This is a genomic window from Alphaproteobacteria bacterium (assembly GCA_019746225.1).
Classification (GTDB): Bacteria; Pseudomonadota; Alphaproteobacteria; order Paracaedibacterales; family VGCI01; genus VGCI01.
In genome coordinates, this window is the sequence record JAIESE010000015.1 from 23,652 (window position 1) to 47,845 (window position 24,194).

Here is a 24,194-nt window from a genome sequence, read left to right on the forward strand (position 1 = left end):
CACGTTTGTATTTTTACCTCTCCCCTTGTGGGAGAGGTCGACACGAAGCAAAGCGTCGTGTCAGGTGAGGGGTATTAACAACTCAAAATGCAAATATGTTTCCTAGTAGACAACCTTTATATGAATACGAGAACTAAGGAATTATTTCATGGCCCAGGCCTTACAAAATTGGAAAGAAGAAATCAACCAATGCGACTCCTTGAAAGCCTTGGAGGATGTGCGGATTCGTCTTCTCGGAAAATCAGGCGAAATTACCCAAATGCTCAAAACATTGGGATCCTTGGACGCAGACCTTCGCCGGGAAAAAGGTGCTGAGATTAACCAACTGAAAGAAATCGTGCATCTTACCCTAGAGGAAAGACGTCATCTTCTGGCATCCCAAGCCTTGCAAGCGCAGTTAGCAACAGAAACCGTTGATGTGACCCTATCCATTCGCCCGGAGTCGGTTGGCACGCTCCATCCGATCACTCGTACCGTTGAAGAAATCACGAGTTACTTTGCAAAAGCAGGGTTTTCCGTAGCAGAAGGGTCCGACATCGAGGATGAAGAGCATAACTTTAATGCCCTCAATATTCCGGAACATCATCCTGCGCGCCAGTCTCATGATACATTCTATTTACAAGGCGCTGAAAAATTGCTTCGCACACACACGTCTCCCGTTCAGATTCGCACGATGAAAAGCACCCAACCCCCCATACGCATTCTGTCTTTGGGCCGTGCCTATCGCTCAGACTTTGATGCAACCCACACCCCAATGTTTCATCAAGTCGAGGGATTGGTCATCGATAAAGCTATTCACATGGGTCATTTGAAGAGCACTTTAAGCGATTTTTTGCGCCATTATTTTGATGTTGCGGATTTGCCGATGCGCTTTCGTCCCAGCTTCTTCCCTTTCACGGAACCGTCCGCAGAAGTCGATATTGGGTGCTCTCGCGAAGGTACCACATTGAAAATTGGTGGCGGGAAGGATTGGTTGGAGATTTTGGGCTGTGGTATGGTCCACCCGAAAGTGTTGATCAATTGTGGTATAGATCCTGAAGTATATCAAGGGTTTGCCTGGGGCATGGGACTTGAACGCATCAGTATGCTGAAATATGGCCTGCCCGATATTCGCCCGCTCTTTGAAGCAGATGCCCGGTGGTTAAAACATTATGGATTCTCACCCTATCTGTCTGCAGGAGCTTAAAATATGAAATTTACCTTATCATGGTTAAAAGACCATCTGGAAACAACAGCGACCTTGCATGAAATTGCTGAAAGACTTGTGAATTTAGGATTGGAAGTTGAGGGCTTCGAAGACCCGGCTGAAAAACTCAAAGGCTTTGTAGTAGCCGATGTTGTTGAAGCGGGACGTCACCCCAATGCGGATCGCTTGAGCCTGTGCTTTGCAAATGCGGGAGATGGAAAACGCATTCAAGTTGTGTGTGGTGCCAGAAATGTCCGCACAGGCATGAAAGTGGCTTTTGCTCCAGAAGGTGTCATCATCCCCTCCACAGGAACGATTTTAAAACGGGGCAAAATCCGGGACGTAGAAAGCTTTGGAATGTTTTGTTCTGCGACCGAATTAGGGATGGGAGAGGAATCAGAAGGCATCCTTGACCTCGATACAACATTGCCGGCTGGAACACCTCTGGCCGAAGCTTTGGGACTTTCGGATCCCATTATTGATGTATCCATAACCCCCAATCGTGGTGATTGTTTTGGGATACGGGGTATCGCTAGAGATTTAGCTGCCAGTGGCCTTGGAACCTTGAAGCCTTTAGTCTATAAGAATCAACCAAAAGCGTTTCCCTGCCCGACGACGGTCACCATTGAAGACAGCAAAGCCTGTGCTGATTTTGGCGGGTTGGTCGTTAGGGGGGTTAAAAATGGACCAAGCCCTGACTGGGTTCAACACCGCTTGAAGGCCGTCGGTTTACGCCCTATTTCAGCACTGGTTGACATGACCAATTACCTGACCTTCGACATTGGAAGGCCTCTCCACGTTTTTGATCTGAATAAAGTGAAAGGGAACCTCACCATTCGCTTGGCAAAAGCAGGGGAGACACTTACAGGGCTTAATTCCAAAGACTACACTCTCGACGAGACAATGACGGTTATTGCTGACGACTCAGGCGTTCTATCTCTTGGTGGTATTATCGGCGGCATGAGTTCGGGGTGTCTTGAAGATACAGTTGATGTCTTAATTGAATGTGCATTGTTTGACCCCATTCGCACCGCTCTTACGGGAAGAAACCTGTCCATCATCACGGATGCGCGGACGCGTTTTGAACGCGGTATGGACCCGACGAGCATCCCCCAAGGTCTCGAAGCAGCGGCTGATTTGGTGGTGCAATGGTGTGGCGGCACCGTCAGTGAACTGACCTTCGCAACACACAAAAATCCTGTGCCTAAACAAAAGCCCCCAACTTATACTCTAACTCATGAGAAACTGTTAAGTTTGGGAGGATGCGATATTCCTTTGACACAAGCAAAGAGTTATCTCGAAGCATTAGGTTTCGTAACGGTTTCTTCAACGTCAAGTGAGCTAACCGTCGTCCCCCCTCCTTACCGGCTTGATATTGAAGGGCCCGCGGATTTGGTAGAAGAAGTGTTGCGTCTCCATGGATATGATAAGATTCCTTTGACGCCTCTTCCCCCACCTGCACTGACATTAGAGCAGATTTCTATTCCCTCTATCGTCAAGCGGGTTTTAGCATCACGCGGTTTGAATGAAGCCATCACTTGGTCATTCATGGATGAACTCTTGGCCGAAAAATTCGGCAAGATAGATCCATCATTACGATTGTCAAACCCCATCAGCATTGAAATGGGTTTTATGCGACCCTCGATAATCCCAAACCTCATTCAAGCCGCCATTCGAAACCACGACCGCGGCCAAGGATCCGTGGCTTTGTTTGAAGTGGGGCCTCAATTCAATGAGGGTGCGCAAGTCTTGGCAGCTACAGGCCTCCTTTCAGGGCAAACAGGTCCTCGCCATTGGGCACAACCGCCACGTGCCGTCGATATATACGATGCAAAAGCCCATGCGTTTGCTGTTTTGGCAACCTTAGGTGTGACAGAATCCTCCACACAAGTTGAGGCAACTGGCCCAGACTACTACCATCCTGGCCGTAAAGGGGTCATCAAACAAGGGAACCGAGTCCTTGCTCTCTTCGGAGAGGTTCATCCAGGCATCATCAATGACTTGGCCGGAGATGGAGCTTTTGCAGGCTTTGAGATATTCTTAGACCAGCTGCCTCCTTTGCGATTGAAGAAATCGCCGCTTCAACTTTCCCCTTATCAATCAGTGGTTCGCGACTTTGCTTTTGTTGTGGATGACGCCATCTTGGCGGAACAAATTGTCAAAGCCGTTGGAAAGGCAGATCGAACATTCATTTCAGCCATTCATATTTTTGATGTGTATAAAGGGGATAAACTTGAGAAAGGCAAAAAGTCTTTAGCCATTCAAGTGCGCCTTGAGCCGCAAAGCGGAACCTTAACAGATGCACAAATTACAGAAGTGTGCGATAAGATAGTTTCAACTGTCTTTCAAGCAACCGGTGGAGTTTTAAGAAGCCTATGAGCGACCTCGCAACCATTCGAAATTTTTCGATTATCGCCCACATTGACCATGGAAAATCAACCCTAGCAGATCGCCTCATTGAATTTTGTGGCGGGCTTGAAATCCGTGAAATGAAGCAACAAATTCTAGACTCCATGGACATTGAGCGGGAACGCGGGATTACCATCAAGGCCCAAACTGTGCGCCTGAAATATAAGGCTAAGGATGGCATCACCTATACCTTGAATCTGATGGATACCCCCGGTCACGTGGACTTTGCCTATGAGGTGAGTCGATCGTTAGCCGCCTGTGAAGGGTCGTTGCTCATTGTCGATGCCAGCCAAGGCGTTGAAGCCCAAACGCTGGCCAACGTCTATCAAGCTATCGATAACAACCATGAAATCATCCCGATCTTGAACAAAATTGACTTGCCCGCTGCCGAACCTGAGCGCGTCAAAGCCCAAATTGAAGATGTCATTGGTCTGGATGCGAGTGATGCCTTGTTGATTTCTGCAAAGACTGGCATTGGAATTGAGGATGTACTCGAAGCCATCGTGACCCGTTTGCCAGCCCCCAAAGGAGATGAAGCGGCGCCATTGAAGGCGATGTTGGTGGATAGTTGGTATGATGCATACCTTGGCGTTATGATCTTGGTGCGTATCAAAGACGGTGTTCTCACGAAGGGTGCCAAAATTCGCATGATGGGTGCTGGGGCAACCTATGAAGTCGAGCGGGTGGGTGTTTTTACCCCAAAGAAAGTTATGGTCGATAAACTTTTCCCTGGAGAGGTTGGTTTTTTCACCGGCAGCATTAAAGCTGTCGCCGATTGCAAAGTTGGGGATACCATAACAGAAGAACGTCGTCCAACGACAGAGCCACTGCCCGGGTTCAAACCGTCTGTACCAGTTGTCTTTTGTGGCCTTTTTCCTGTTGATGCTGCTGACTTTGATCATTTACGTGAGAGCCTTGGGCGCTTACAGCTGAATGATGCCAGCTTCCAATTCGAAGCGGAAAGCTCGACTGCCTTGGGATATGGATTTCGCTGTGGATTCTTGGGCCTCCTGCACCTTGAGATTATTCAAGAGCGTCTTGAGCGAGAATTCAACCTCGATCTCATCACAACTGCCCCCAGCGTTGTCTATCGCTTGCACATGACCAATGGAAAGATGATCGAGCTTCATAACCCTTCCGACATGCCCGACGTCATGAAGATTGACATAATTGAAGAGCCTTGGATCAAAGCAACCATCCTTGTACCTGACACGTACTTGGGATCGATTCTCAATTTATGCACAGAGCGCCGTGGCGAACAGGTCGACCTCACCTATGCTGGAAATCGCGCCATGGTCGTGTATCGCCTCCCCTTAAACGAAGTTGTCTTCGACTTTTATGACCGCTTGAAATCCGTGAGTCAAGGCTATGCCTCCTTCGATTATCACTTGGATAGTTATCGAGAAAGCGATGTCGTAAAAGTGAGCATTCTGGTGAACAACGAGCCAGTTGATGCCTTGTCAATGATCATTCACCGAGGCCGCGCAGAAGCCCGCGGACGCCTCTTGTGTGAACGTTTGAAAGACCTGATTCCACGCCAGCTGTTCAAGATCGCCATCCAAGCCGCCATCGGTGGAAAGGTGATTGCGCGCGAGACGATTTCCGCGATGCGCAAAGACGTCACGGCCAAATGTTATGGCGGTGACATCAGTCGCAAGCGTAAACTTCTTGATAAACAAAAGAAGGGTAAGAAACGCATGCGCCAATTCGGCAATGTCGAAATCCCTCAAAGTGCGTTTATCGCAGCGTTAAAAATGGGGGATGATTGATGGGGGCAAGCACTTCCCAATTCATTACCCTTCGACTTCCCCCCCCAAATTATGAGGCCACTCCATGCTAACATTTCCAAATATTGATCCTGTCCTCGTCCACATCGGGCCCATCGCCGTTCACTGGTACGGCATTGCCTACGTCGTTGGTTTGTTGGTTGGGTGGCAATATGCGGCTTGGATCGCCCGGCGCTTTGTACCAACAATTACCAAAGAGCAGATTGACGGATTCATGATGTGGGCCCTTGGCGGTATCATTGTTGGCGGTCGTTTAGGTCATGTCTTATTTTTTGAACTTGATCGCTATCTCGCCAATCCTGCAGAAATCCTCATGACTTGGAAGGGGGGCATGTCCTTTCATGGCGGCCTGTTGGGCGTCATCATTGCTGTATTCTTCTATTGTCGTAAAACCAGCATCCCTTTCTTTCGTTTTTCAGATATCATGTGCGCCATCGCGCCCTTAGGCATTTTCTTAGGCCGACTTGCCAATTTCATTAATGCGGAACTCCCAGGGCGTGTTACGGATGTTTCTTGGGGAATGGTCTTCCCCAACGCAGGTCCCTTGCCCCGTCACCCCAGCCAAATTTATGAAGCTGCCCTAGAAGGTCTCGCGTTGCTCATCATTCTCCATATTGGCTGGAGAACTGCTGCTTTGCGGGATGTCCCGGGACGATTGACAGGCATCTTTTTCATTTGGTATTCACTCGCCCGTTATCTCGTTGAGTTTGTACGTATGCCAGACACGTTCCACCAATTCTTTGGCTTAGAGTTGACCACTGGACAGTTGCTGTGCATCCCCATGATGATTGCAGGTATCATTTTCTTGGCCCAACCGGTGAGAAATTTTGAGAAAGTCAAATGTCTCTAGACTCTCGTATCAGGGAGCAAATTGACACCACGGGTCCTGTTTCTGTTTTAGAGTTTACGACCCAAGCCCTCTATGATCCCCTTGATGGATACTATGGGAAGAAGGTCCCCATCGGTCGTTCAGGAGATTATATCACCGCACCTGAAATGACCCAAGTCTTTGGGGAAGTCATCGCCCTTTGGTTGATAGATCTTTGGCAGCAAGCCGGCAGTCCCTCCCCCTTTCATCTCGTTGAAATCGGACCTGGGCGCGGCACGATGATGGCGGATATCTTGCGAACCATTGTCTCCTTAAAAATTCCCTTGCCAAATGTTCACCTCGTTGAGGTCAGCCCCTTGTTGAAAGAGCAGCAACGCACAGCTCTCTCCCCTTATTCTACCTCTGTTTTTTGGCACCCAAATTTGACAACCCTTCCTGAAGATCATGGATTTTGTTTGATGGTGGCCAATGAATTCTGGGATGCCTTGCCAATCCAACAATTTGCCAAAACGAAGGATGATTGGATAGAAAGACACGTTGGAAAAGAAGGAGATGACCTGATATTCTTGCCAGAAGAGGCAGAAGCGATTCGCGAAGTCTGCCCTGCCATGCCATCTCTGGTTTCTCAAATTTCCCAACATCTGAAAGCATGTAAAGGCGCTGCCCTCTTCCTCGACTATGGGTATGATCATGAGGGAGCTATCGGTGACACTCTTCAAGCTGTCCATCACCACCAAAAGCAAGGTCCCTTAGTCAATGTTGGCCAAGCCGACCTTACCCACCATGTTGATTTTCATCGACTGAAATCCTTGTTTGAAGAAATCGACCTCATGGTTCATGGGCCAGTCCCCCAAGGTGAATTTTTAAAAAGCATAGGGCTTGAGATCCGAACAGAACAACTCTGTGAGCGCGCCAACCCAAACCAAGTAAGCTCCCTCCAAACCGCTGCGGTACGCTTGATTCACCCCTCCCACATGGGCACCTTGTTTAAGGTAATGTGTGTGAGAGAGGAATCCACACGAAGCCCCGAAGGGTTTTTTATACCTTAATAATTGCAAGCAATTGAATATATAATACTATCTTAACTCCTGCATACAACCAATTTTCATACCATCTGGAATTTCGCGTAAATATGCCGGCAATCTATTACTAAACAGGTAGGTCCCATATTTTGAAGCATCGGGCAAAACATGTCTGGGTAATTTTAAAAAGTCACGGGGTAATCCCCTGAAGTGCACGATGAGCCCACTGAAATAAGTTGATTCTATTCTACTTTGTAAGTTAATTTCATTTGGAAAACATATAGGGGCAACGATATTCGGCAAATTGGGGCGATCAGGAATATCTCTGGTTAAGATAAAAGCAATATTATTCTTCCAACTTTGAATAGCATAGGTACACTTAAGTGTTGTTGGTCCCTGAAGCGTTGGCCTTGCACCTTCTTTTACAAAGGATTTAGGTATACGAGGATGATTATAGATTTCCACAAACACTAATTTTAGAACATTCATATCTGTAGCATTTAACATATCTGTAGCATCTAAACTACTATAAGGTGTAAAGTTCCACTCCCTTTTCATTGAGTCTACCCAAAGATTGTTTACGCTGAGTTCCTCACGTTTTTTACCTTTATTTTCATCAATCCACTGGAGACCCGCTTCCTTAGCCTCTTTCAATGTCGGGCAAGAGATAATGGCCACTGGATAAAGCTCCATGCCCTTTCTTCCCAATTTAGTTCGCAGTTCGGACCCAGCACCCATTGCCTTTCTGAAATTTTCACGATCGGTGGCACTCATATCTTTGCTTTGAATTTCCTTGTTTAAATCTGTAGGTAGTGTCTCGAATATATTTCTTCCATCAGGCTTTGGGGGGGCATTTACATCAGCGCAGGTAACGGACTGAATTCCCAGACCGAGTCCAATGATTAACAACGCAAACAATCTTATGTGTAACATTTTGCATTCCCTTCCTGACTCATTTATTGATAACAACACCATGACTTACATTATAATTTAGACATATTAAGAGCTTGTTAAATTTCCTCAAATCGACATCGAAACCGTTCGCTTCTTGTAGGGGGTTGTGGGTAATAAATGATCCAAAACGCCCCCTCCTGCTGATTCTTGTGGAAATTTTTAGAAGAACCGCTTAAAACAGATGTAATAGATGTGATTCACACCCCTATTGATAGTTTTGAGGAGAGATTTTACAAATGACCGTCCTATTGATTTTACATGTTTTTATTACTCTTGCCATGATTGGCGTGATCTTGATGCAACGCAGTGAAGGCGGTGGCCTTGGCATGGGTGGCGGCGCGTCCAGCAGCATGTTTAGTGCGCGTGGCACATCCAACCTGTTGACACGAGTCACAGGCATCTTGGCTGCCTTGTTTATGGGCAATTGCTTGCTCATGGGGATTATTTCCAAGCACCAGGTGAAGGAATCCACTTCCATTTTGGCCCCTATTGAAGGCCAAAAGAAATAGATACTCTGATATATAGAGGTGTCCTTTGACAAATTTACCAGGAACAAATTTACCAGGGACAAAATTCATTTTTGTTACAGGCGGCGTTGTTTCTTCGTTGGGAAAAGGCATTGCAGCATCAGCATTGGGCGCCCTATTGCAGGCTCGTGGGTACTCTGTCCGCCTTCGCAAGCTTGACCCTTATCTCAACGTTGATCCAGGCACCATGAGCCCTTTCCAACATGGGGAGGTTTATGTCACCGATGATGGAACGGAAACAGACCTAGATCTTGGCCACTACGAACGATTCACGGGCGTTTCTGCTCGCGCAAGTGACAGCACGACAACGGGAAAAATCTATTCAACCGTCCTTGCCAAAGAGCGTCGTGGCGATTATTTAGGCGCCACTATACAAGTTGTTCCCCACATCATTGATGAAATCAAAGCATTTATCACGAGCGATTTAACTGACGAAGATTTTGTCATTTGTGAAATCGGCGGAACCGTTGGTGACATTGAAGGCTTGCCTTTCTTAGAAGCCATTCGGCAGTTGAGCAACGATCTGGGCCGGGAAAATACCCTCTTTGTTCATCTCACCCTCCTCCCCTATATTGCGACCGCCGGCGAGCTCAAAACCAAGCCAACACAACATTCCGTCAAGGAGCTTTTAAGTTTTGGAATCCAGCCGGATATTTTACTTTGCCGCAGCGACCGCCCAATCTCTGAGGATGCAAAACATAAGCTTGGTCTTTTCTGCAATGTGCGACCAGAACGGGTCATTGAAGCTCAAGACATTGATACAATCTACCAAGTGCCTGCCCGCTATCATGAGGAGGGTCTTGATCTCCAGGTATGTCAGTACTTTGGCCTCAAAGCAGAAGATGACCTAGATTTATCAAGATGGAACAAAATTGTGGACCGCATACGCCACCCAGATGGCCAGGTTAATATCGCTATCGTTGGAAAATACGTATCCCTTTTAGATGCTTATAAATCTTTATCCGAGGCCCTCATCCATGGCGGTATCGCCAACAATGTGCGAGTAAAAATCACCTGGCTGGATGCGGAAAACACCAAAGACCTGGAAGATGAACTTGTGGGCATGCACGGCGTTCTTGTTCCCGGTGGATTTGGGGAACGCGGCATCGAGGGTAAGCTCAAAGCCATTCGTATGGCCCGGGAGAAAAAAATCCCTTATTTAGGGATTTGTTTTGGCATGCAACTTGCTGTCATTGAAACAGCGCGTAATTTACTCGGTATCAAGGGAGCGTCCTCCACAGAATTTGGGCCAACAACCGCACCAGTCATTGGATTGATGACTGAGTGGATGGATGGGAAAACCCTTCAACAGCGCTCTCAAGATGGAAATCTTGGTGGCACCATGCGCCTTGGATCCTATCGGTGCAAGTTAAAAGATGGTTCACTTGCCCACAAAATTTATGGCAACTCCTCAATTCTTGAGCGTCATCGTCATCGTTTTGAGGTGAACATGACTTATCTCAAACAATTAGAAAGTGCGGGTCTCCTCTTTTCGGGCCTTTCTCCGGACGGCCAATTACCAGAAATTGTTGAACTTAAGGATCATCCCTGGTTTATTGGTGTGCAGTTTCACCCCGAGTTGAAATCACGTCCCTTTGATCCTCACCCTTTATTTGTCTCTTTTGTAGCAGCCGCTATTCATCAGGAAAGGTTAATTTAACATGACAAAACATATCACCCTCAGAAATCTCACCATTGGAAATGATCTTCCTTTTGTTCTCATCGCAGGTCCTTGTGTTCTTGAAAGCCGCGCTCATGCTTTAGAAATGTCTGCCGCCATCAAGGAAATGACGGACAAACTCAATATCCCATTCATTTATAAAACATCTTTTGATAAGGCCAATCGGACCAGTATCCATGGCGTCCGGGGTTTAGGCATGAAAGAAAGTCTGCCCATCTTGGCTGAAGTGCGTGAAAAAATGGGGTGCCCCATTGTCACGGACGTCCACGCTGCAGAACAGTGCGCACCTGTAGCGGAAGTCGTTGATATCCTCCAAATCCCAGCTTTCTTGTGCCGCCAAACAGACCTTCTGAAGGCCGCGGCTGAAACGGGGAAAGTCATCAACATCAAAAAAGGTCAATTCCTGGCTCCTTGGGATATGGCTAACGTTGTCAAAAAAATGGAATCTTTTGGAAATTCCCAGCTGATGTTGTGTGAACGGGGTGCCTCTTTTGGCTATAACACCCTTGTCTCTGATATGCGCTCGCTCCCAATTATGGCAAAATTTGGCTACCCGATTGTGTTTGATGCTACCCACTCCGTTCAACAACCGGGTGGCGCTGGCGCTTCCACGGGTGGGGAGCGACAATTCGTGCCGATCCTCGCAAGAGCAGCTGTCTCCGTTGGTGTGGCGTCTGTTTTCATTGAAACGCACCAAGATCCAGATCATGCACCCAGCGACGGTCCGAATATGGTTCGACTAAAAGATTTACCTCAGCTATTATCAGAGTTAAAAGAGTTTGATCGATTAGCCAAAGCGTATCCATGCGCTGCCTAACCGATACAACACGTAACCAATAGGGAGGCCGCACTCATGACACAGATCCACAACGTTTTTGCACGAGAGATTTTAGATTCGCGCGGGTTTCCAACTATTGAAGTGGATGTCGAGTTGTTGTCGGGTGCGATCGGCAGGGCAGCAGTTCCCTCAGGCGCTTCAACGGGATCATTTGAAGCCCTTGAGCGTCGAGATGGCGATCAAGGTCGATATATGGGCAAAGGCGTCATGGGTGCTGTCACAAGTGTTAACCGTGATATATTCATGGCTTTAGAGGGTCTCGACGCACAAGATCAACGTCACATTGACCAAGTCATGATTGACCTCGATGCCACAAAAAACAAGTCTAGTCTTGGAGCCAATGCCATTCTCGGCGTCAGCCTCGCCGTTGCAAAGGCGGCAGCCGCATCACAAGAATCCTCTTTTTATCGATACTTAGGTGGTGTTGATGCTCATGTGTTGCCCGTCCCTATGATGAATATTATTAATGGGGGCGCCCATGCGGACAACCCCATTGATATTCAAGAATTTATGATTGTTCCAGCTGGGGCGACCTCTTTACGAGAAGCGATTCGCTTAGGTTCAGAAATCTTTCATAGTTTAAAGACTCTTTTAAAAAAAGCTGGTCACAACACCAACGTTGGAGATGAAGGTGGCCTTGCCCCAGCTTTAAGAAGCAGTCAGGAAGCCCTTGATTTTATTATGCAAGCCATTGATTCAGCAGGCTATGCCGCTGGTAAGGATGTTTTCTTAGCTCTCGATGTGGCGGCTACAGAGTTTTACCGCGATGGCCAATACCATTTGCAAGGGGAAGGAAAAACCCTCTCTTGCGACCAAATGATTGGGTACTATGAAGAACTCCTTGGTCAATACCCGATTATCTCTATTGAAGATGGCTTATCTGAAGAGGATTGGCAAGGATGGGTTTCCCTAACCCAGACCCTTGGAAACCGAGTGCAGCTGGTTGGAGATGACTTGTTTGTAACGAACCCAGAGCGGTTGCGCAAAGGCATTGGAATGGGTGCTGGAAATGCTATTCTGATAAAACCAAACCAGATTGGATCGTTGACAGAAACGTTAGATGCCATTCGCATTGCAAAAGACGCAGGATATAGAACCGTTATTTCACACAGATCCGGCGAGACAGAAGATACAACCATTGCCGATTTAGCCGTTGCCACAAACGCAGGGCAAATTAAGACCGGTTCTCTCTCTCGCTCCGACCGTGTAGCCAAATACAACCAACTCATCCGCATTGAGGAAGAACTGTCAACCATGGGACGATATGCAGGTCTCGACATTTACCAATCATGGATACAAAGTCCTTCATCAAAGAAGACTCCTTTGCGCACTGTTAAAGGTTGAGGGAGTCGATATATGGAATTAACAAGTCGCTTTAATCAGATTGTAGGCCCCTTAATCGCTCTCCTCGTCATGATTTATTTTGGATACCACATTGTGCAAGGGGAACGCGGACTCTTCTCCTGGATGCGCTTGCGTCAGAAAATCAATGAATCAGAACAACATCTGGCCCTTATTCAATCAGAGAAAGAGACACTCGAACGTCAAGTCTACCTCCTTCGTCCCGATAGTTTGGACCCTGACATGTTGGAAGAACGCGCCCGCAAGGTTCTCAATTGGGGCTATCCTGGTGAAGTTGTCATTTATGAATGATTTTGTGCTAAATGTGATGGAACAACATCATTTAATATAAGCTGATCCAGAGGTTGCGGGCGCGTTACCCAATCGTAGGATCCCCCTTCCCGAACAAAAATCATCCCCGGCAGTGTATGCTTGTTATACTGATTCGCTAATGAATAACTATACGCGCCCGTGTGCAAGAGGGCCAGGACATCTCCTTCATGACATTCGGGAAGATATATTTCTGGAATCAACACATCGCCACTCTCACAACAATTCCCAACAACCTTATAGGCTTTGGAATGAAACGGTTGACCTAACCGATTTGCCACAATAGCTAGATAGTGTGCCCCTAAGAGCGCAGGGCGGATATTATCAGACATCCCCCCATGAACGGCAAGAAAAGTTGCTTTCTCTCCTTCTTTGATTCGGCCAATACGATAAAGCGTGCACCCGGTTTCAGACACGATGCTTCGACCAGGCTCAATCATGAGTTCAGGAAGAGGAAGGTTCACTTCATCATAAAGCCGTTTGAGGGTCTCGCACACATGAACAACCCACTGTTCAATGATTTGCGCAGCAGGTAACGTGTCCTTCACACCAAGCCCGCCTCCAATATTTAAGGATTCAATAGTGACCCCTTGGTCATGGAGGCGTTTGATGTAGGACACAAGCTCTTGCAAAGCATCTGTAAAGCATTGAAAGTCCAGTACTTGTGACCCAATGTGGCAATGAAGTCCCTGAAACCTCACTGAAGGACTCTTGTTCATCTGATGGACAAGCTCTTGTGTTTGAGGATTCTCAATGGGGAGGCCAAACTTAGAACCGCGTACTCCTGTGGCAATGGACGGATGAGTATCTACCCGAATTTGTGGATTAACCCGCAGCATCACTCCTGGTATCTTCCCTTCTGTCTTAGCAATTTTCACAACATTGATAAATTCATCGGCAGAATCTACCACGATCGTATGAATAGCGAGACGAATGGCTTCTTGAAGTTCGGAATTGGTTTTATTATTCCCGTGAAGGAGAATACAATCCATCGGAAAACCGGCACTTTTTGCGATATACAGCTCTCCTTCGGAACATACATCAAGCCCTATCCCTTCCTGTTCAACTAGGTGAGCCATACTCAGATTTAAAAAAGCTTTTGAAGCATAAAATATCATGGCTGGTTTTGGATAATGCTGTTGAAGGGCAGTTTTGTAAGATCGTATGTTGGCTCTGATCAACGTTTCATTCATCACATAGAGAGGACTCTCACTGGCAAGAGAAGTAAGATCTACCCCATGCAGCGCCAGGTGGCCTTTCGAAGTCGTGGAATATCCGAGATCAGAATGCAACGAAAACATGTGGTATAGCCTCGTTTATATGTTTTGCTTTTCACTCTTGGTGCAAATGGAGAGACTACGTAATATATACTCTTTTTGTAGGCATTATTAAACCCCGGAAAAGGGGGGGTAAACTTTAGAAATCATTAGTAGAAAAGTATTACCCCAAGGCATAATTACGAGCAAAGCGAAGCAATGACGTCTCTTAAGAAATTGTCTTATACCATCTTAAATAAATTGGAAAAATTAAAACTTGCCCAATCTACATCTAACCTCAGATTCCCTTACCCGGCCCCAAGGTTGTTTTTGTTTGAACACCTGAAAATAATCGCTCAGCTAAAGAAACAACCTGCTCCATCGTAACTGCATCTACTTTCTTTAAGGTTTCTGAAGGAGGGATAGGACGGCCATAAATCATCATATGATTCGCTAACTGTTCACATCGTGCAGTTGTGCTCTCCAGGCTCATCATCATGCCTGCTTTCAGCTGCGCCTTTGCGCGATTCATTTCTGAAGCTTCAACGGTGTTTGAGAAACGTTGGAGCTCCTCATGCACAACGGGCAGGAGTTCCGCCACTTGTTCGGGACTTGTTCCAGCATAAATGCCGAAAACACCGGCATCCTGATAGCTTGAAGTAAATGTATAAATCGAGTAAACCAACCCCCGCTTTTCGCGCACCTCCTGGAAAAGGCGCGACGACATCCCCCCTCCCAATATGGTCGAAAGAACAGAAGCGGCATAATAATCGGGGTGTCCAAAGGGCAGGCCCTCAAACCCTAAAACGACATGTGTTTGTTCTAAATCGCGGGATTGGTGGAAGGTTCCCCCCTTGTAAACGGCAGGAGTCGCAACTTTTGGGCGATCACCAGGAAGGTGGGCAAATTTTTCCGTTACCAGATCGACGATTTCTTGATGGTCCAACTTTCCAGCCGCCGCAAATATCATCTGCTGTGCCCCATAATGACTATGCATATAAGTCTTCACTTGCTCTGGAGTGAGCGAGCGCACAATCTCAGATGTGCCAAGAATAGCCCTCCCCATCGGTTGATCGGGAAAACAGGTCTCTTGGAAATAGTCGAAAACAATATCGTCTGGCGTATCATAGGTTTGGCCGATTTCTTGAATAATGACCGATTGCTCACGCTCAAATTCCGTGGCATCAAAAGTCGAGTTCTGCAAAATATCCGCCAAAATATCAACGGCTAAAGGCAGGTTATCCTTTAATATGCGGGAGTGGTAGGCGGTGGCCTCGCGCGACGTATAGGCATTCAAATACCCCCCAACGGCCTCGATCTCCTCGGCAATTTGCAAGGCAGACCGTCGTTTCGTTCCCTTAAAGGCCATGTGCTCGAGCACGTGAGAAATACCATTGATGTTGGCCGGCTCGTGACGAGCCCCTACATCCACCCACAAGCCACATGTGACTGTCTCTACATGCGGAATCGCATCCGTCACAACACGTAATCCATTGGGCAAAGTCGTAACCATAGGGGTCGCTGGTTTCATAATCAAATCTCCTTTGCCTTTAATTTAAAGGTAATCCGCCCTGCCTCACAATCGAATTCTACAAAAATCCCTAAAAGGAATTATGCATATGGGCAATATACAGCAAAAACACACCAATAAAGAGGGTGAGGAAAGCCGCTAAGTTGTAGGATGTGGGCTTTAGCATCAAATTTTTTTCCTTCGTTGAGATCCATTGAGGAAATAGGCCCCAAATAACTCCTTTGAGAATACTAGTCCAGCCTAAGATGGTGATCACACCACGCCAATCGAATGTCCAAATATTATGAACAAGAACAATAAGAATGCCGATAATGAGTGCCATGAAGCCCCCAAGAAAGGTGACGGCAGGGGCATTCATATAAGCGACAATGGCCGGTTTAATGTTGCGTGCGTTGACAAGCATAGCTGCACCAACAATGCTAAAATACAAACCCAAAGCTTTTGCGAGAAATAGGGAAATATACAAGAGAATCCTCCATTAATTAAGATCTATACAAAAATGGTACGATAAAACATCGAGTAAGGCTACCCCCCTATTTTCATGATAAAGACAGAATAAAAAAAGGGCTCTGCTGCATTGATATAATGCGCCAGAGCCTTAAATTTTGTGAGTACTATATCTTTTTCTTGATCTTAATTGACTGTTTATTTGGTGCGGCTTCTTTTGGCTTTTGAATATAAATGGTCAAAATTCCTTGTTCCAATTCAGCATTCACTTTGTCAGCCTTAACTTGCAAAGGAAGCGGAATAGAACGCATAAAAGGATAATTTGCCTCATCGATTTATCTTATTTTAACCTTTAAAATACATAATGGAGATTAAGGAGAGAACAATGCAGCAGAAAATTACTTGGATATTGGTAGCAGACGCAGGAAATGCAAGAATTATTGAGAGAATTGGCACACTTGGTGGCCTGATTGAGATCCAGAATTTGAGCCATTCACACGAATCAACCCATGAGCATGGTCCCGATCGTCCGGGGCGTGGTTTCGAAAGTTCAGGAACAACGCGTCATGCCTATGAGCCGCGCTCAGACTGGCATGAGCAACAGAAGGACGAATTCGCTAAAGAAATCGTAACCCTGCTTAATGAAGCTCACTTGAACAAGAAGTTTGATGAGCTCTATGTCCTAGCGCCTGCGAAAATGCTCGGGTTGTTGAGGCACCACATCACGAATACAAACCATCACATTGGGCCTAAAGTTGCAAAAGAGCTAACGAAAGACGCCACCAGCTGCACGTTGGATGAGCTTGAACAGTACATAGATTAACCCATTTCAAACTCAATCGTGACCTAGCTACAGAACTTTCCGGGATGCGCTGCCTTTTCATCAGCCGCGCTTTCAGCCGCCACAACGGCAGGATCTAAGCCATCTTTTTGAGCAATGTTTGAGTAGACGTTCGCGCGCTTAGCATTAACTTGATTAACCAACTCAGACACTTCACCTTCATTGCCTGCGGTTGCCTGAATAAAACCATCCGCTTTTTCACAAACTTTCTTTGAACTCAAAGCACTTCCAAGATCTAGAGCTGCGTCTGTTGGAAATATGGATACAAGCCCAAGTCCCAAAATCAACGATACTTTTTTCATCATGATAATATTCCTTTCTTATGCGAAAATTTCAGGGTTTTCTTTCTTCGCGCGTTTCAAATCATTCTTCACTTTGACCCTAACTTTGTGATCAATCTTCATATTCATATTGATTACAATTGGCTTGTCTGGGGCTTCTACCTTAATAGTCGGCGTGCACCCTATAAGCAAACTGCTAAGCCCAAAAAGGGCGAGGGAGTATTTATGCATCTTTTAATTTCCTATTCATTTTTTTTCCAGTTTTCATTGCTTTTCGGCCTTTCGCTCGTTTAGATCTCTTACTTACTTTTCGAGCTTTAGCGGCTTTAGCTATTTTTGGTTTTGACGTAATTTCGGATTTAGAAGATTTAGCTGCTTTAGCATCACTTGTTGCCTTTGCGGCCCTGCTGAGTTCTTTTAAATCTTGTTCTGGTCTCATATGTTGGAGAGTATTAATCACCAAATCTTTTAATTTCCCAGTTGTCACGATATTAAACTCAAATGGATAACCATTCAAGACATTTGGATTAGATCCCAACATTTTGACAATACCTTGCATCTCCGATTCGCTGTTCGGCATGCGATCTATGCGAACATGGAACAAGGTAAAGTTAAGATTATCAAGGACTTGGAACGCCATATTAACTTCCTTTTGATCCGCAGGTATCGCCAGTCCTGTCCCTTGTTGAGGCTTATACTGTATAAGACCTGTCTCAGAAATCGAGTGCAGTTCAGCTTGAAGAACATCCAATCCCCCCTCAAAATCGTAAGACATAGAAGCGCTTCCGGCCAGCCTTCCTTGACCTGAAAGGTTATTTAGATCTGTTAGTTTCAAAATGTCGGCCAAATTAATTTTATCAAAATCAGCTTCAAATTGAAAAGTTGGACGTACTGCCTGTGCCACCCTTTGGAATCGATGAGCCCTTAATGTACCATTTAAAGTCTCAGCATCGAATTGCTTGATTTGCAAAAGACCTTGGTTGTCAAATTCCCCTTTAAGAACCACATTTTTCAAATCAATGCCGGCAACCGACATCTTATTGGCTCGGGCCTGCTGAAGACCTTGGGTTGTCATCGGCTTCATTGTGTTGAAAACAACTTTTGAGGATCCGCCCTCTAGAGCAAACCCGTCACGTTTCAGATTCACGCCTCTCATTTCTATTGCGAGCGCAGAGGTTTTTAAGTGTCCCTTTTCCCAGGCAAGCTCTCCCGTGATGTTCATTTTTCCCTCAACCACAACTTTGTCACCTTCATGAGTCGCCAAGAGGGGAGTAAAGTCCCAAAGGCGGGAAAGTTGAGAAACTTGCGAAGTCATAATGAGTTGTGCAGTAGATTGTTTTGGTTTGAAATTGCCCTCAAGCTCAAGCAAGTTCTTTCCGGCACCGGCTGAGGTAATCTTTAGCTCATCAAGGGTGAAATCATCACCCGAACCTGCGCCTTCAAAGTTCAATTCTAAAGGGCTCTTGAGCCCCCCGTAGGAGGCGAAGCTTAAATTATCAAACTTTGCAAATCCATCTATTTTATATTCTTGCGTCTCCTCGCTTGCCGTCGTTCCCCAAAATGAAATTTCTGGTGCCTTGATTTGGAATGAAGGTGTATTTATATCAACATTGGTTGTGTGAAAATCAACGGTTATCCCTTTTCGACCTAAGTCTACAACAAACTGACCAGAGAAATCGTTGCTTCCATGTTCCCCCCAATCAACGGTCAGAACCTGCTTTCGGGCGACCGTTGTCTCTGTGGTAGCATGAACGGGGACTTTTAATGTCCCTTGTCCCATAGGAACAACCACGAGGCAATCCCGCATACCAATAGCTGGCAACCTCAAGCGTTTAATATTGCTGAAAACGCTCCCTATCTCGGCGACTTTGCTCAGCAAGGCATCCTTAGAAATAAAGAATTTGTGTCCCTCTTTTAGCTCAATAGTACCACCAATAACATCAATTGCTTTCATCTTTAAGAAGAGAGATAAGGCCACATCCATTTCTTGAATATTCAAATTTGCAGCCGCAGAAGACGATTTTGTATGAATCTCACGCAAGTACACTCGCCACCAGCCAAAGTTAACGGAATCAATTTCAACTTCGCTAATCCCTAAGGAAGCAAGACTTTCCTCCAAGGATGCTTTTGCCATATTTCGAACCAAGGATGGAGCCTTCCATGTTAAAACCCCTCCCCCAATTACAATAAGGGTTATAATGAGAATTCCCCCCTGTTTTAGGTAAGAAATCATAGGTTTTTCAAATTTCGGTTTCTCTTCCATGTCTTTTTCCATACTGTTATGGTAGTGTTTCATATTTATAGTGAGCGAAACTGGAGATAGAATCAAGATGCCGTATGATTCCCTATCGTTTTCTTTACCATGGATCTTACCATTTGTGGGATTTCTACTATCTCTTGCTCTGATTCCCCTCGTTGCCTCAAAGTTGTGGCATAAATTCTATAAAGGGATCATTGCCGGTTGGATTGCCTCCTTCCTCATTGCATTCGGTTGGTCGGAAGGGCTCAGCGCTTCTTTGTCAATGCTCTTCCATGCGTTGCTTCACCACTACATCCCCTTTATGGCTCTGATCACTGTTCTATTCACCGTTGGAGGAGGAATTCACATTTCCATGAGGGGAAAGGCGTCTCCCCTTCTGAACGTTTCCTTGCTTGCGTTCGGGGCTCTCTTGGCAAATTTTGTCGGAACAACTGGGGCATCAATGCTTTTGATTCGCCCCCTTATTGCTCTAAATAAATATCGCCTTTATACGACACACGTCGTTATTTTCTTCATTTTCCTTGTCTCAAACATTGGAGGCATTTTAACGCCCATGGGAGATCCGCCCCTTTTTATTGGATTTTTAAATGGCGTTGACTTTTTTTGGACCACGACAAACTTGCTCTATCCCTTTCTTATCGTGGGAGGGGCTGTTTTGGCTTTGTTTTGGCTCATAGATCATTATTATTTTTACCATGACCCGTCAGTTCCAGATCCAGAACATCTTCATGGGGGGGCCAAAGTACATGTAAAGGGAGCTTACAACTTAATTCTCCTGTCTGCTGCGATCGCTATCATTCTCATTGAGAGTATGGCCACACAAAAGCCGCATTTAACGATATGGGGAGAATTTGTAAATTTTGCAGCTTTATCCAGAGACTTGATTTTGTTTGCTTTGGCCTATGCCTCGTGGAGGCTCACTCCTGAAAAGATTCATGAATCAAATCACTTTAATTTTGAGCCCTTAGAGGAAGTTGCCCTTGTCTTTTTAGGAATATTTATCACAGTCATTCCAGTCTTAAGCATACTAAAAGCTGGGGATGCAGGGCCTTTAAGAGATATACTTCATTTAGCAAACCCCAATGGTATCCCAGACGTAACCTTGTATTTTTGGCTCACCGGACTCTTATCCTCAATCTTAGATAATGCACCAACCTATTTGATTTTTTTCAACATGGCGGGAGGCGAGGCTCCTTTTCTGATGACTCAAGGAAGTCAGGTGTTGGCCGCAATCTCCACGGGAGCAGTCTTCATGGGAGCCTTAACCTATATTGGGAATGCCCCCAATTTTATGGTCCGCTCCATCGCCGCCCGATCTCACATTAAAATGCCAAGCTTCTTAGGCTATCTCATTTGGTCCGCTACCATCCTGTTGCCAGTTTTCTGGGGATTTAGTTGGTTTTGGTTTCCTTGAGCGCTTTTCTTTTTGGGTTTCATCATAGAAACGAAATTGACCTTTACCGGTTTGCTTTACTGCATACATTGCAGCATCCGCTTCCTTCAATAGAGATTCACTATCATGATCCCCTAAAGAATAAAGTCCAATGCCAATACTCACCCCAACGGACATTGAAATGTCATTTCGAATGTAGGGCGCCGAGATCGATTTTAATATACGTGTTGCCACCATCTTTACTTTCGATCGACTTTGAGCCTGATTCAAAATTATACAAAATTCATCTCCTCCAAAGCGCGCCAGGGTATCATCTCCACGGATACAGCGTCGTAACCGCAGCCCTACCTGATTCAACAACCAATCACCCATCTCATGACCATGAGTATCATTAACATCCTTGAACCTATCAAGATCAAGGAATAGAAGGGCGAGAAGATGTTTTTTTGCCATCGTCGCATTGTGAATGGATTGAGTCAGTTTCTGATGAAATGATTTACGGTTCGGCAAGCCTGTGAGAGAATCGTGATAGGCCAAAAAGGTTAGATCTTTCTCTTGGGCTTTATCTTTCGATATATCTTTGACAACTAAGGCCCCACCACCGTCAGGGGTGCGATAAGTTGTAACTCCTAAAATCAAACCACATGCTAACATTTCTTCCCATTGACTTGAGGGCAATAGAAAGCTGGCTTCCTTTTCTTCTAACCAGTGACGGCTTGTTTCTGCTTTATTGTCCTGAAATAGGTATATGCCAGCGGCAACATTGGTTTCAAGAAACTTCTCAAAGGTCAACCCCCCCCGAATTATCTCGTTTCGATTGGTGAGATGTGGGTAAAATTCAAATAATTTGTCATTATGCATAACCATATGATTATCTTGATCAAAAACAGCAAACCCGTATGGTAAATCTTGAATGGCGGCTTCTAGCTCTTTGCGGGTCCTTAAGATATCTTGGGATCGTTTCACCCGTAGCTCATAAGCATACTTTTTTTCAAGGACAGCATGAACACGCATCTTTAACAGGACTGGATTGACTGGCTTTGCTACATAGTCTCCAATACCTGACTCCAGAATTTGTTCCATCACTTGAGCATTTTCAGGAGCCCCAATCAGGATAATGGGGATGTAGCCAATGTTGGGATCATTTTCTATTCCCTTGAAAAATTCATAGATGCCATCTTTAAAGCTCTGGTAGTCAACTAAAATTGTCTCAATTTCCTGGGTTCGCAAGCATTCAAAAGCTTGAACCTCGTCCTCAGCATTAAATACTGTATGACCTTCCCGGGTCAAACGACGCATCAAGGCTTGTGAGGTATTGGGATTACTATCCAAAACCAAGAGCGTTCCTTTGCGCGTCATCCATTCAGGTTCTTGGACATAAGCCGCATTAATCATGTTTACAATTTGATCAAACCCCATTGAGTGCAAATATTGGGACCCTGTACTCAATGTTGTCGTATCTAGGTCTCCAACGCGGGGATATTGAAATTGCATTTCTAAATTTTCGAGGATGCTTTTCAAAGCAAAGAAGCGATCATCCTTCTGAACTTCTAAATATTTCTTGATATTCACCAAGCAAATCAAAATTTGCTTCTCTAAATCCTTAAGAAGTGCTTTGTTCTTTTCTGTGCTTTTAAAGGTCCCCATCAATTTATTAAATAATTTGAAGGAGTTTTGAGCTGCCTCAAATGCAGCTGTCCCTACCGGAAGGCCTTGGCAAAGGGCTGTCAGTTGAGAACCTACAGATTGATAGGATGCACTCGACATTATATCTTTTGATGGTTCCTGATTTTGTTGCATTGGCAACAATCTCCTATTCTCAACTTTTAATACTTCCAACGTGTGGCCAGAGCCTGGATAGATCCCTAGGGATAGTGTATTGAAAAAAAATTAAGGAGGCATTAAAACCAACCCAACTGAATTAAATTCGGGTTCAGCAAAAAAATTTCTTGATTCCTCAAAGGGATTTGTGGTTAAGCTGGGGGGCGAATTAATATAATCTATTCCAAGAAAAAACTCTGACTCTAAGGAGATGAAATAATGACACGGTCTGAACTGATTGCAAAAGTATCAGCTTCCTTTCAAAATTTAACTTATGCTCAAGTGGAAGAGATGGTTTGTAAAATTTTTGATGAAGTAATGGATGCCTTGGCCAAAGGTGGTCGCGTTGAATTGCGCGGGTTTGGTACCTTCTCTATTCGCCATCGTAAACCTCGCAAAGGTCGCAATCCACGCACGGGTGAAGTTCTTATGGTGGAAAGCAAAAGCGTTCCCTTCTTCAAAACTGGTAAAGAACTGCGTCAATTACTGAACTCCTAAAAGGGTTTATCTTATGAATTGGCTAACAAACTTCGTTCGTCCTAAAATTCAAGCACTCATGGATAAAAATGAAGTGCCTGATAATTTATGGGATAAATGCGATGCCTGTGAACATATGATCTTTCACCGCGATCTTGTTGAAAACAGTCATGTATGCCATCATTGCCAACATCACATGCGCATGGCTGTTCAAGATCGCTTAGAAGCCTTATTTGATAATAAAACATTTGTAAAAGCACCCTTAGCCAAAGTCATATCAGACCCCTTAAAATTTAAAGACACCAAAAAATATACGGATCGTTTAAAAGATTATCGCCAAAGAACAGGGCAAGATGATGCAATCATCGTGGCAAGCGGCAAAATTGGCGGCCAACAAGCCGTTGTGGCTGCATTTGACTTTTCTTTCATGGGCGGGTCCATGGGTATGGCCGTCGGCGAAGGCATATTGACAGCTGCGGATCTGGCCGTAAACACACACGCCGCTCTTATCATTATTCCCGCGTCAGGTGGTGCCCGCATGCAAGAGGGAGCCCTTTCCCTGATGCAAATGCCCCGCACAACCATTGCTGTTGAAAAGGTGCGCGAAGCCGGCCTTCCCTATATCGTTATTTTGACCAACCCAACAACCGGCGGGGTTTCAGCCTCCTTTGCCATGCTCGGCGACATTGCCATCTCAGAGCCCCAAGCCATTATTGGGTTTGCCGGCGCCCGCGTCATTGAAGAGACCATTCGCCAAAAATTACCGGAAGGCTTTCAACGGGCCGAATATCTCCTTGATCATGGAATGATCGATATGGTTGTACATCGTCACAAACTCCAAGAAACAGTGGGGCGCATTTTAAGCATGCTAAACCCGCGAACGGCAACGACAAGAAGATAAAATTATATTCCAAACTGGTAATTTATTCACTGGATTCCTATATGTATCTTGAGAAGGAATTGTGTCCCTTGCAAGCTCAAAA

23 protein-coding genes are annotated in these 24,194 nt (G+C 45.5%); 14 read left to right on the forward strand and 9 right to left on the reverse strand.

The features are described from left to right. Positions 1-148: 148 nt before the first annotated feature. From pheS to K2Y18_02945, 5 genes are all read left to right on the forward strand, one after another. Entirely contained in the window at positions 149-1,186 is a 1,038-nt protein-coding gene (pheS, locus tag K2Y18_02925) for a phenylalanine--tRNA ligase subunit alpha (GenBank protein MBX9804690.1), read from the forward strand. Between the two features lie 3 nt (positions 1,187-1,189). After that, positions 1,190-3,565 carry a phenylalanine--tRNA ligase subunit beta gene (gene pheT / locus K2Y18_02930; protein ID MBX9804691.1) on the forward strand — a complete coding sequence of 792 codons (2,376 nt, stop codon included), beginning with the start codon at positions 1,190-1,192 and terminating at the stop codon, positions 3,563-3,565. Then, positions 3,562-5,364 (forward strand): translation elongation factor 4, encoded by a 1,803-nt coding sequence (gene lepA / locus K2Y18_02935; protein MBX9804692.1) that lies wholly within the window; start codon positions 3,562-3,564, stop codon positions 5,362-5,364. Before pheT ends, lepA begins: the two co-directional genes overlap by 4 nt. Positions 5,365-5,428: 64 nt before the next feature. After that, on the forward strand, positions 5,429-6,232 hold the full coding sequence (gene lgt / locus K2Y18_02940) for a prolipoprotein diacylglyceryl transferase (protein MBX9804693.1): 804 nt from the start codon (positions 5,429-5,431) through the stop codon (positions 6,230-6,232). Beyond that, positions 6,223-7,260, forward strand: a complete 1,038-nt coding sequence (locus tag K2Y18_02945; protein MBX9804694.1) for an SAM-dependent methyltransferase — start codon at positions 6,223-6,225, stop codon at positions 7,258-7,260. Before lgt ends, K2Y18_02945 begins: the two co-directional genes overlap by 10 nt. Before the next feature lie 27 nt (positions 7,261-7,287). Here K2Y18_02945 and K2Y18_02950 read toward each other — a convergent pair whose 3' ends face one another. Further along, positions 7,288-8,166, reverse strand: a complete 879-nt coding sequence (locus K2Y18_02950) for a hypothetical protein (protein ID MBX9804695.1) — start codon at positions 8,164-8,166, stop codon at positions 7,288-7,290. A gap of 257 nt (positions 8,167-8,423) precedes the next feature. Between K2Y18_02950 and secG the strand changes: the two genes are divergently transcribed. The 5 genes from secG to K2Y18_02975 are packed head-to-tail and all read left to right on the forward strand — an operon-like array spanning position 8,424 to position 12,886. Next, positions 8,424-8,696, forward strand: coding sequence for a preprotein translocase subunit SecG (gene secG, locus K2Y18_02955; GenBank protein ID MBX9804696.1), 273 nt, complete (start codon positions 8,424-8,426; stop codon positions 8,694-8,696). Between the two features lie 25 nt (positions 8,697-8,721). Continuing rightward, positions 8,722-10,374 carry a CTP synthase gene (locus K2Y18_02960; GenBank protein MBX9804697.1) on the forward strand — a complete coding sequence of 551 codons (1,653 nt, stop codon included), beginning with the start codon at positions 8,722-8,724 and terminating at the stop codon, positions 10,372-10,374. A gap of 1 nt (position 10,375) precedes the next feature. Continuing rightward, positions 10,376-11,212, forward strand: coding sequence for a 3-deoxy-8-phosphooctulonate synthase (kdsA, locus tag K2Y18_02965; GenBank protein ID MBX9804698.1), 837 nt, complete (start codon positions 10,376-10,378; stop codon positions 11,210-11,212). Positions 11,213-11,248: 36 nt separating this feature from the next. Further along, positions 11,249-12,577, forward strand: a complete 1,329-nt coding sequence (eno, locus tag K2Y18_02970) for a phosphopyruvate hydratase (protein ID MBX9804699.1) — start codon at positions 11,249-11,251, stop codon at positions 12,575-12,577. Positions 12,578-12,589: 12 nt separating this feature from the next. Then, positions 12,590-12,886, forward strand: a complete 297-nt coding sequence (locus K2Y18_02975) for a septum formation initiator family protein (GenBank protein MBX9804700.1) — start codon at positions 12,590-12,592, stop codon at positions 12,884-12,886. On the opposite strand, the gene lysA is transcribed toward K2Y18_02975, so the two are convergent. The 4 genes from lysA to K2Y18_02995 form a co-directional block, all read right to left on the reverse strand. After that, positions 12,877-14,205, reverse strand: coding sequence for a diaminopimelate decarboxylase (gene lysA / locus K2Y18_02980; GenBank protein MBX9804701.1), 1,329 nt, complete (start codon positions 14,203-14,205; stop codon positions 12,877-12,879). The genes K2Y18_02975 and lysA overlap by 10 nt on opposite strands. A gap of 253 nt (positions 14,206-14,458) precedes the next feature. Then, on the reverse strand, positions 14,459-15,673 hold the full coding sequence (locus K2Y18_02985; GenBank protein MBX9804702.1) for an insulinase family protein: 1,215 nt from the start codon (positions 15,671-15,673) through the stop codon (positions 14,459-14,461). A gap of 88 nt (positions 15,674-15,761) precedes the next feature. Continuing rightward, a complete protein-coding gene (locus K2Y18_02990) occupies positions 15,762-16,157 on the reverse strand; it encodes a hypothetical protein (GenBank protein MBX9804703.1) in 396 nt (131 codons plus the stop codon). 148 nt (positions 16,158-16,305) lie between these two features. Further along, complete coding sequence (locus K2Y18_02995) at positions 16,306-16,449, reverse strand: Hsp20/alpha crystallin family protein (GenBank protein ID MBX9804704.1); 144 nt, start codon at positions 16,447-16,449, stop codon at positions 16,306-16,308. 74 nt (positions 16,450-16,523) lie between these two features. Here K2Y18_02995 and K2Y18_03000 point away from each other — a divergent pair, with 74 nt between their 5' ends. Further along, positions 16,524-16,961, forward strand: coding sequence for a host attachment protein (locus tag K2Y18_03000; GenBank protein MBX9804705.1), 438 nt, complete (start codon positions 16,524-16,526; stop codon positions 16,959-16,961). 23 nt (positions 16,962-16,984) lie between these two features. Here the strand turns inward: K2Y18_03000 and K2Y18_03005 are convergent, their stop codons facing one another. Genes K2Y18_03005 through K2Y18_03015 form a run of 3 tightly spaced genes read right to left on the reverse strand, consistent with a single transcriptional unit; the run spans position 16,985 to position 19,523 of the window. Then, the gene (locus K2Y18_03005; protein MBX9804706.1) at positions 16,985-17,284 is read right to left on the reverse strand and encodes a YdbL family protein; all 300 of its coding nucleotides are present in this window, start codon (positions 17,282-17,284) and stop codon (positions 16,985-16,987) included. A gap of 15 nt (positions 17,285-17,299) precedes the next feature. Beyond that, positions 17,300-17,491: a YnbE family lipoprotein gene (locus tag K2Y18_03010; protein ID MBX9804707.1), complete on the reverse strand. Its 192-nt coding sequence runs from the start codon at positions 17,489-17,491 to the stop codon at positions 17,300-17,302. Beyond that, positions 17,484-19,523: a YdbH domain-containing protein gene (locus K2Y18_03015; GenBank protein ID MBX9804708.1), complete on the reverse strand. Its 2,040-nt coding sequence runs from the start codon at positions 19,521-19,523 to the stop codon at positions 17,484-17,486. The genes K2Y18_03010 and K2Y18_03015 overlap by 8 nt, the downstream gene beginning before the upstream one ends. A gap of 67 nt (positions 19,524-19,590) precedes the next feature. Between K2Y18_03015 and K2Y18_03020 the strand changes: the two genes are divergently transcribed. Continuing rightward, the gene (locus tag K2Y18_03020; GenBank protein MBX9804709.1) at positions 19,591-20,934 is read left to right on the forward strand and encodes a sodium:proton antiporter; all 1,344 of its coding nucleotides are present in this window, start codon (positions 19,591-19,593) and stop codon (positions 20,932-20,934) included. On the opposite strand, the gene K2Y18_03025 is transcribed toward K2Y18_03020, so the two are convergent. Continuing rightward, a complete protein-coding gene (locus K2Y18_03025; GenBank protein ID MBX9804710.1) occupies positions 20,860-22,713 on the reverse strand; it encodes a diguanylate cyclase in 1,854 nt (617 codons plus the stop codon). The two genes, K2Y18_03020 and K2Y18_03025, sit on opposite strands and share 75 nt — an antisense overlap. A 240-nt stretch (positions 22,714-22,953) precedes the next feature. Between K2Y18_03025 and K2Y18_03030 the strand changes: the two genes are divergently transcribed. Together K2Y18_03030 and accD are read left to right on the forward strand one after the other, a co-directional pair. Then, positions 22,954-23,232, forward strand: a complete 279-nt coding sequence (locus tag K2Y18_03030) for an integration host factor subunit beta (GenBank protein ID MBX9804711.1) — start codon at positions 22,954-22,956, stop codon at positions 23,230-23,232. Between the two features lie 13 nt (positions 23,233-23,245). Beyond that, positions 23,246-24,112, forward strand: a complete 867-nt coding sequence (gene accD, locus K2Y18_03035; protein ID MBX9804712.1) for an acetyl-CoA carboxylase, carboxyltransferase subunit beta — start codon at positions 23,246-23,248, stop codon at positions 24,110-24,112. The last annotated feature ends 82 nt before the right edge of the window (positions 24,113-24,194 follow it).

Coding starts and splice junctions, on each gene's coding strand:
- K2Y18_03000 (MBX9804705.1), top strand. CDS start 16,524: ATGCAGCAGAAAATTACTTGGATATTGGTAGCAGACGCAGGAAATGCA.
- secG (MBX9804696.1), top strand. CDS start 8,424: ATGACCGTCCTATTGATTTTACATGTTTTTATTACTCTTGCCATGATT.
- lepA (MBX9804692.1), top strand. CDS start 3,562: ATGAGCGACCTCGCAACCATTCGAAATTTTTCGATTATCGCCCACATT.
- lysA (MBX9804701.1), bottom strand. CDS start 14,205: ATGTTTTCGTTGCATTCTGATCTCGGATATTCCACGACTTCGAAAGGC.
- K2Y18_03025 (MBX9804710.1), bottom strand. CDS start 22,713: ATGCAACAAAATCAGGAACCATCAAAAGATATAATGTCGAGTGCATCC.
- accD (MBX9804712.1), top strand. CDS start 23,246: ATGAATTGGCTAACAAACTTCGTTCGTCCTAAAATTCAAGCACTCATG.
- K2Y18_02975 (MBX9804700.1), top strand. CDS start 12,590: ATGGAATTAACAAGTCGCTTTAATCAGATTGTAGGCCCCTTAATCGCT.
- pheT (MBX9804691.1), top strand. CDS start 1,190: ATGAAATTTACCTTATCATGGTTAAAAGACCATCTGGAAACAACAGCG.
- K2Y18_03030 (MBX9804711.1), top strand. CDS start 22,954: ATGACACGGTCTGAACTGATTGCAAAAGTATCAGCTTCCTTTCAAAAT.
- K2Y18_02950 (MBX9804695.1), bottom strand. CDS start 8,166: ATGTTACACATAAGATTGTTTGCGTTGTTAATCATTGGACTCGGTCTG.
- eno (MBX9804699.1), top strand. CDS start 11,249: ATGACACAGATCCACAACGTTTTTGCACGAGAGATTTTAGATTCGCGC.
- pheS (MBX9804690.1), top strand. CDS start 149: ATGGCCCAGGCCTTACAAAATTGGAAAGAAGAAATCAACCAATGCGAC.
- K2Y18_03020 (MBX9804709.1), top strand. CDS start 19,591: ATGCCGTATGATTCCCTATCGTTTTCTTTACCATGGATCTTACCATTT.
- lgt (MBX9804693.1), top strand. CDS start 5,429: ATGCTAACATTTCCAAATATTGATCCTGTCCTCGTCCACATCGGGCCC.
- K2Y18_02995 (MBX9804704.1), bottom strand. CDS start 16,449: ATGCGTTCTATTCCGCTTCCTTTGCAAGTTAAGGCTGACAAAGTGAAT.
- K2Y18_02945 (MBX9804694.1), top strand. CDS start 6,223: ATGTCTCTAGACTCTCGTATCAGGGAGCAAATTGACACCACGGGTCCT.
- K2Y18_03005 (MBX9804706.1), bottom strand. CDS start 17,284: ATGATGAAAAAAGTATCGTTGATTTTGGGACTTGGGCTTGTATCCATA.
- kdsA (MBX9804698.1), top strand. CDS start 10,376: ATGACAAAACATATCACCCTCAGAAATCTCACCATTGGAAATGATCTT.
- K2Y18_02985 (MBX9804702.1), bottom strand. CDS start 15,673: ATGGTTACGACTTTGCCCAATGGATTACGTGTTGTGACGGATGCGATT.
- K2Y18_03015 (MBX9804708.1), bottom strand. CDS start 19,523: ATGGAAGAGAAACCGAAATTTGAAAAACCTATGATTTCTTACCTAAAA.
- K2Y18_03010 (MBX9804707.1), bottom strand. CDS start 17,491: ATGCATAAATACTCCCTCGCCCTTTTTGGGCTTAGCAGTTTGCTTATA.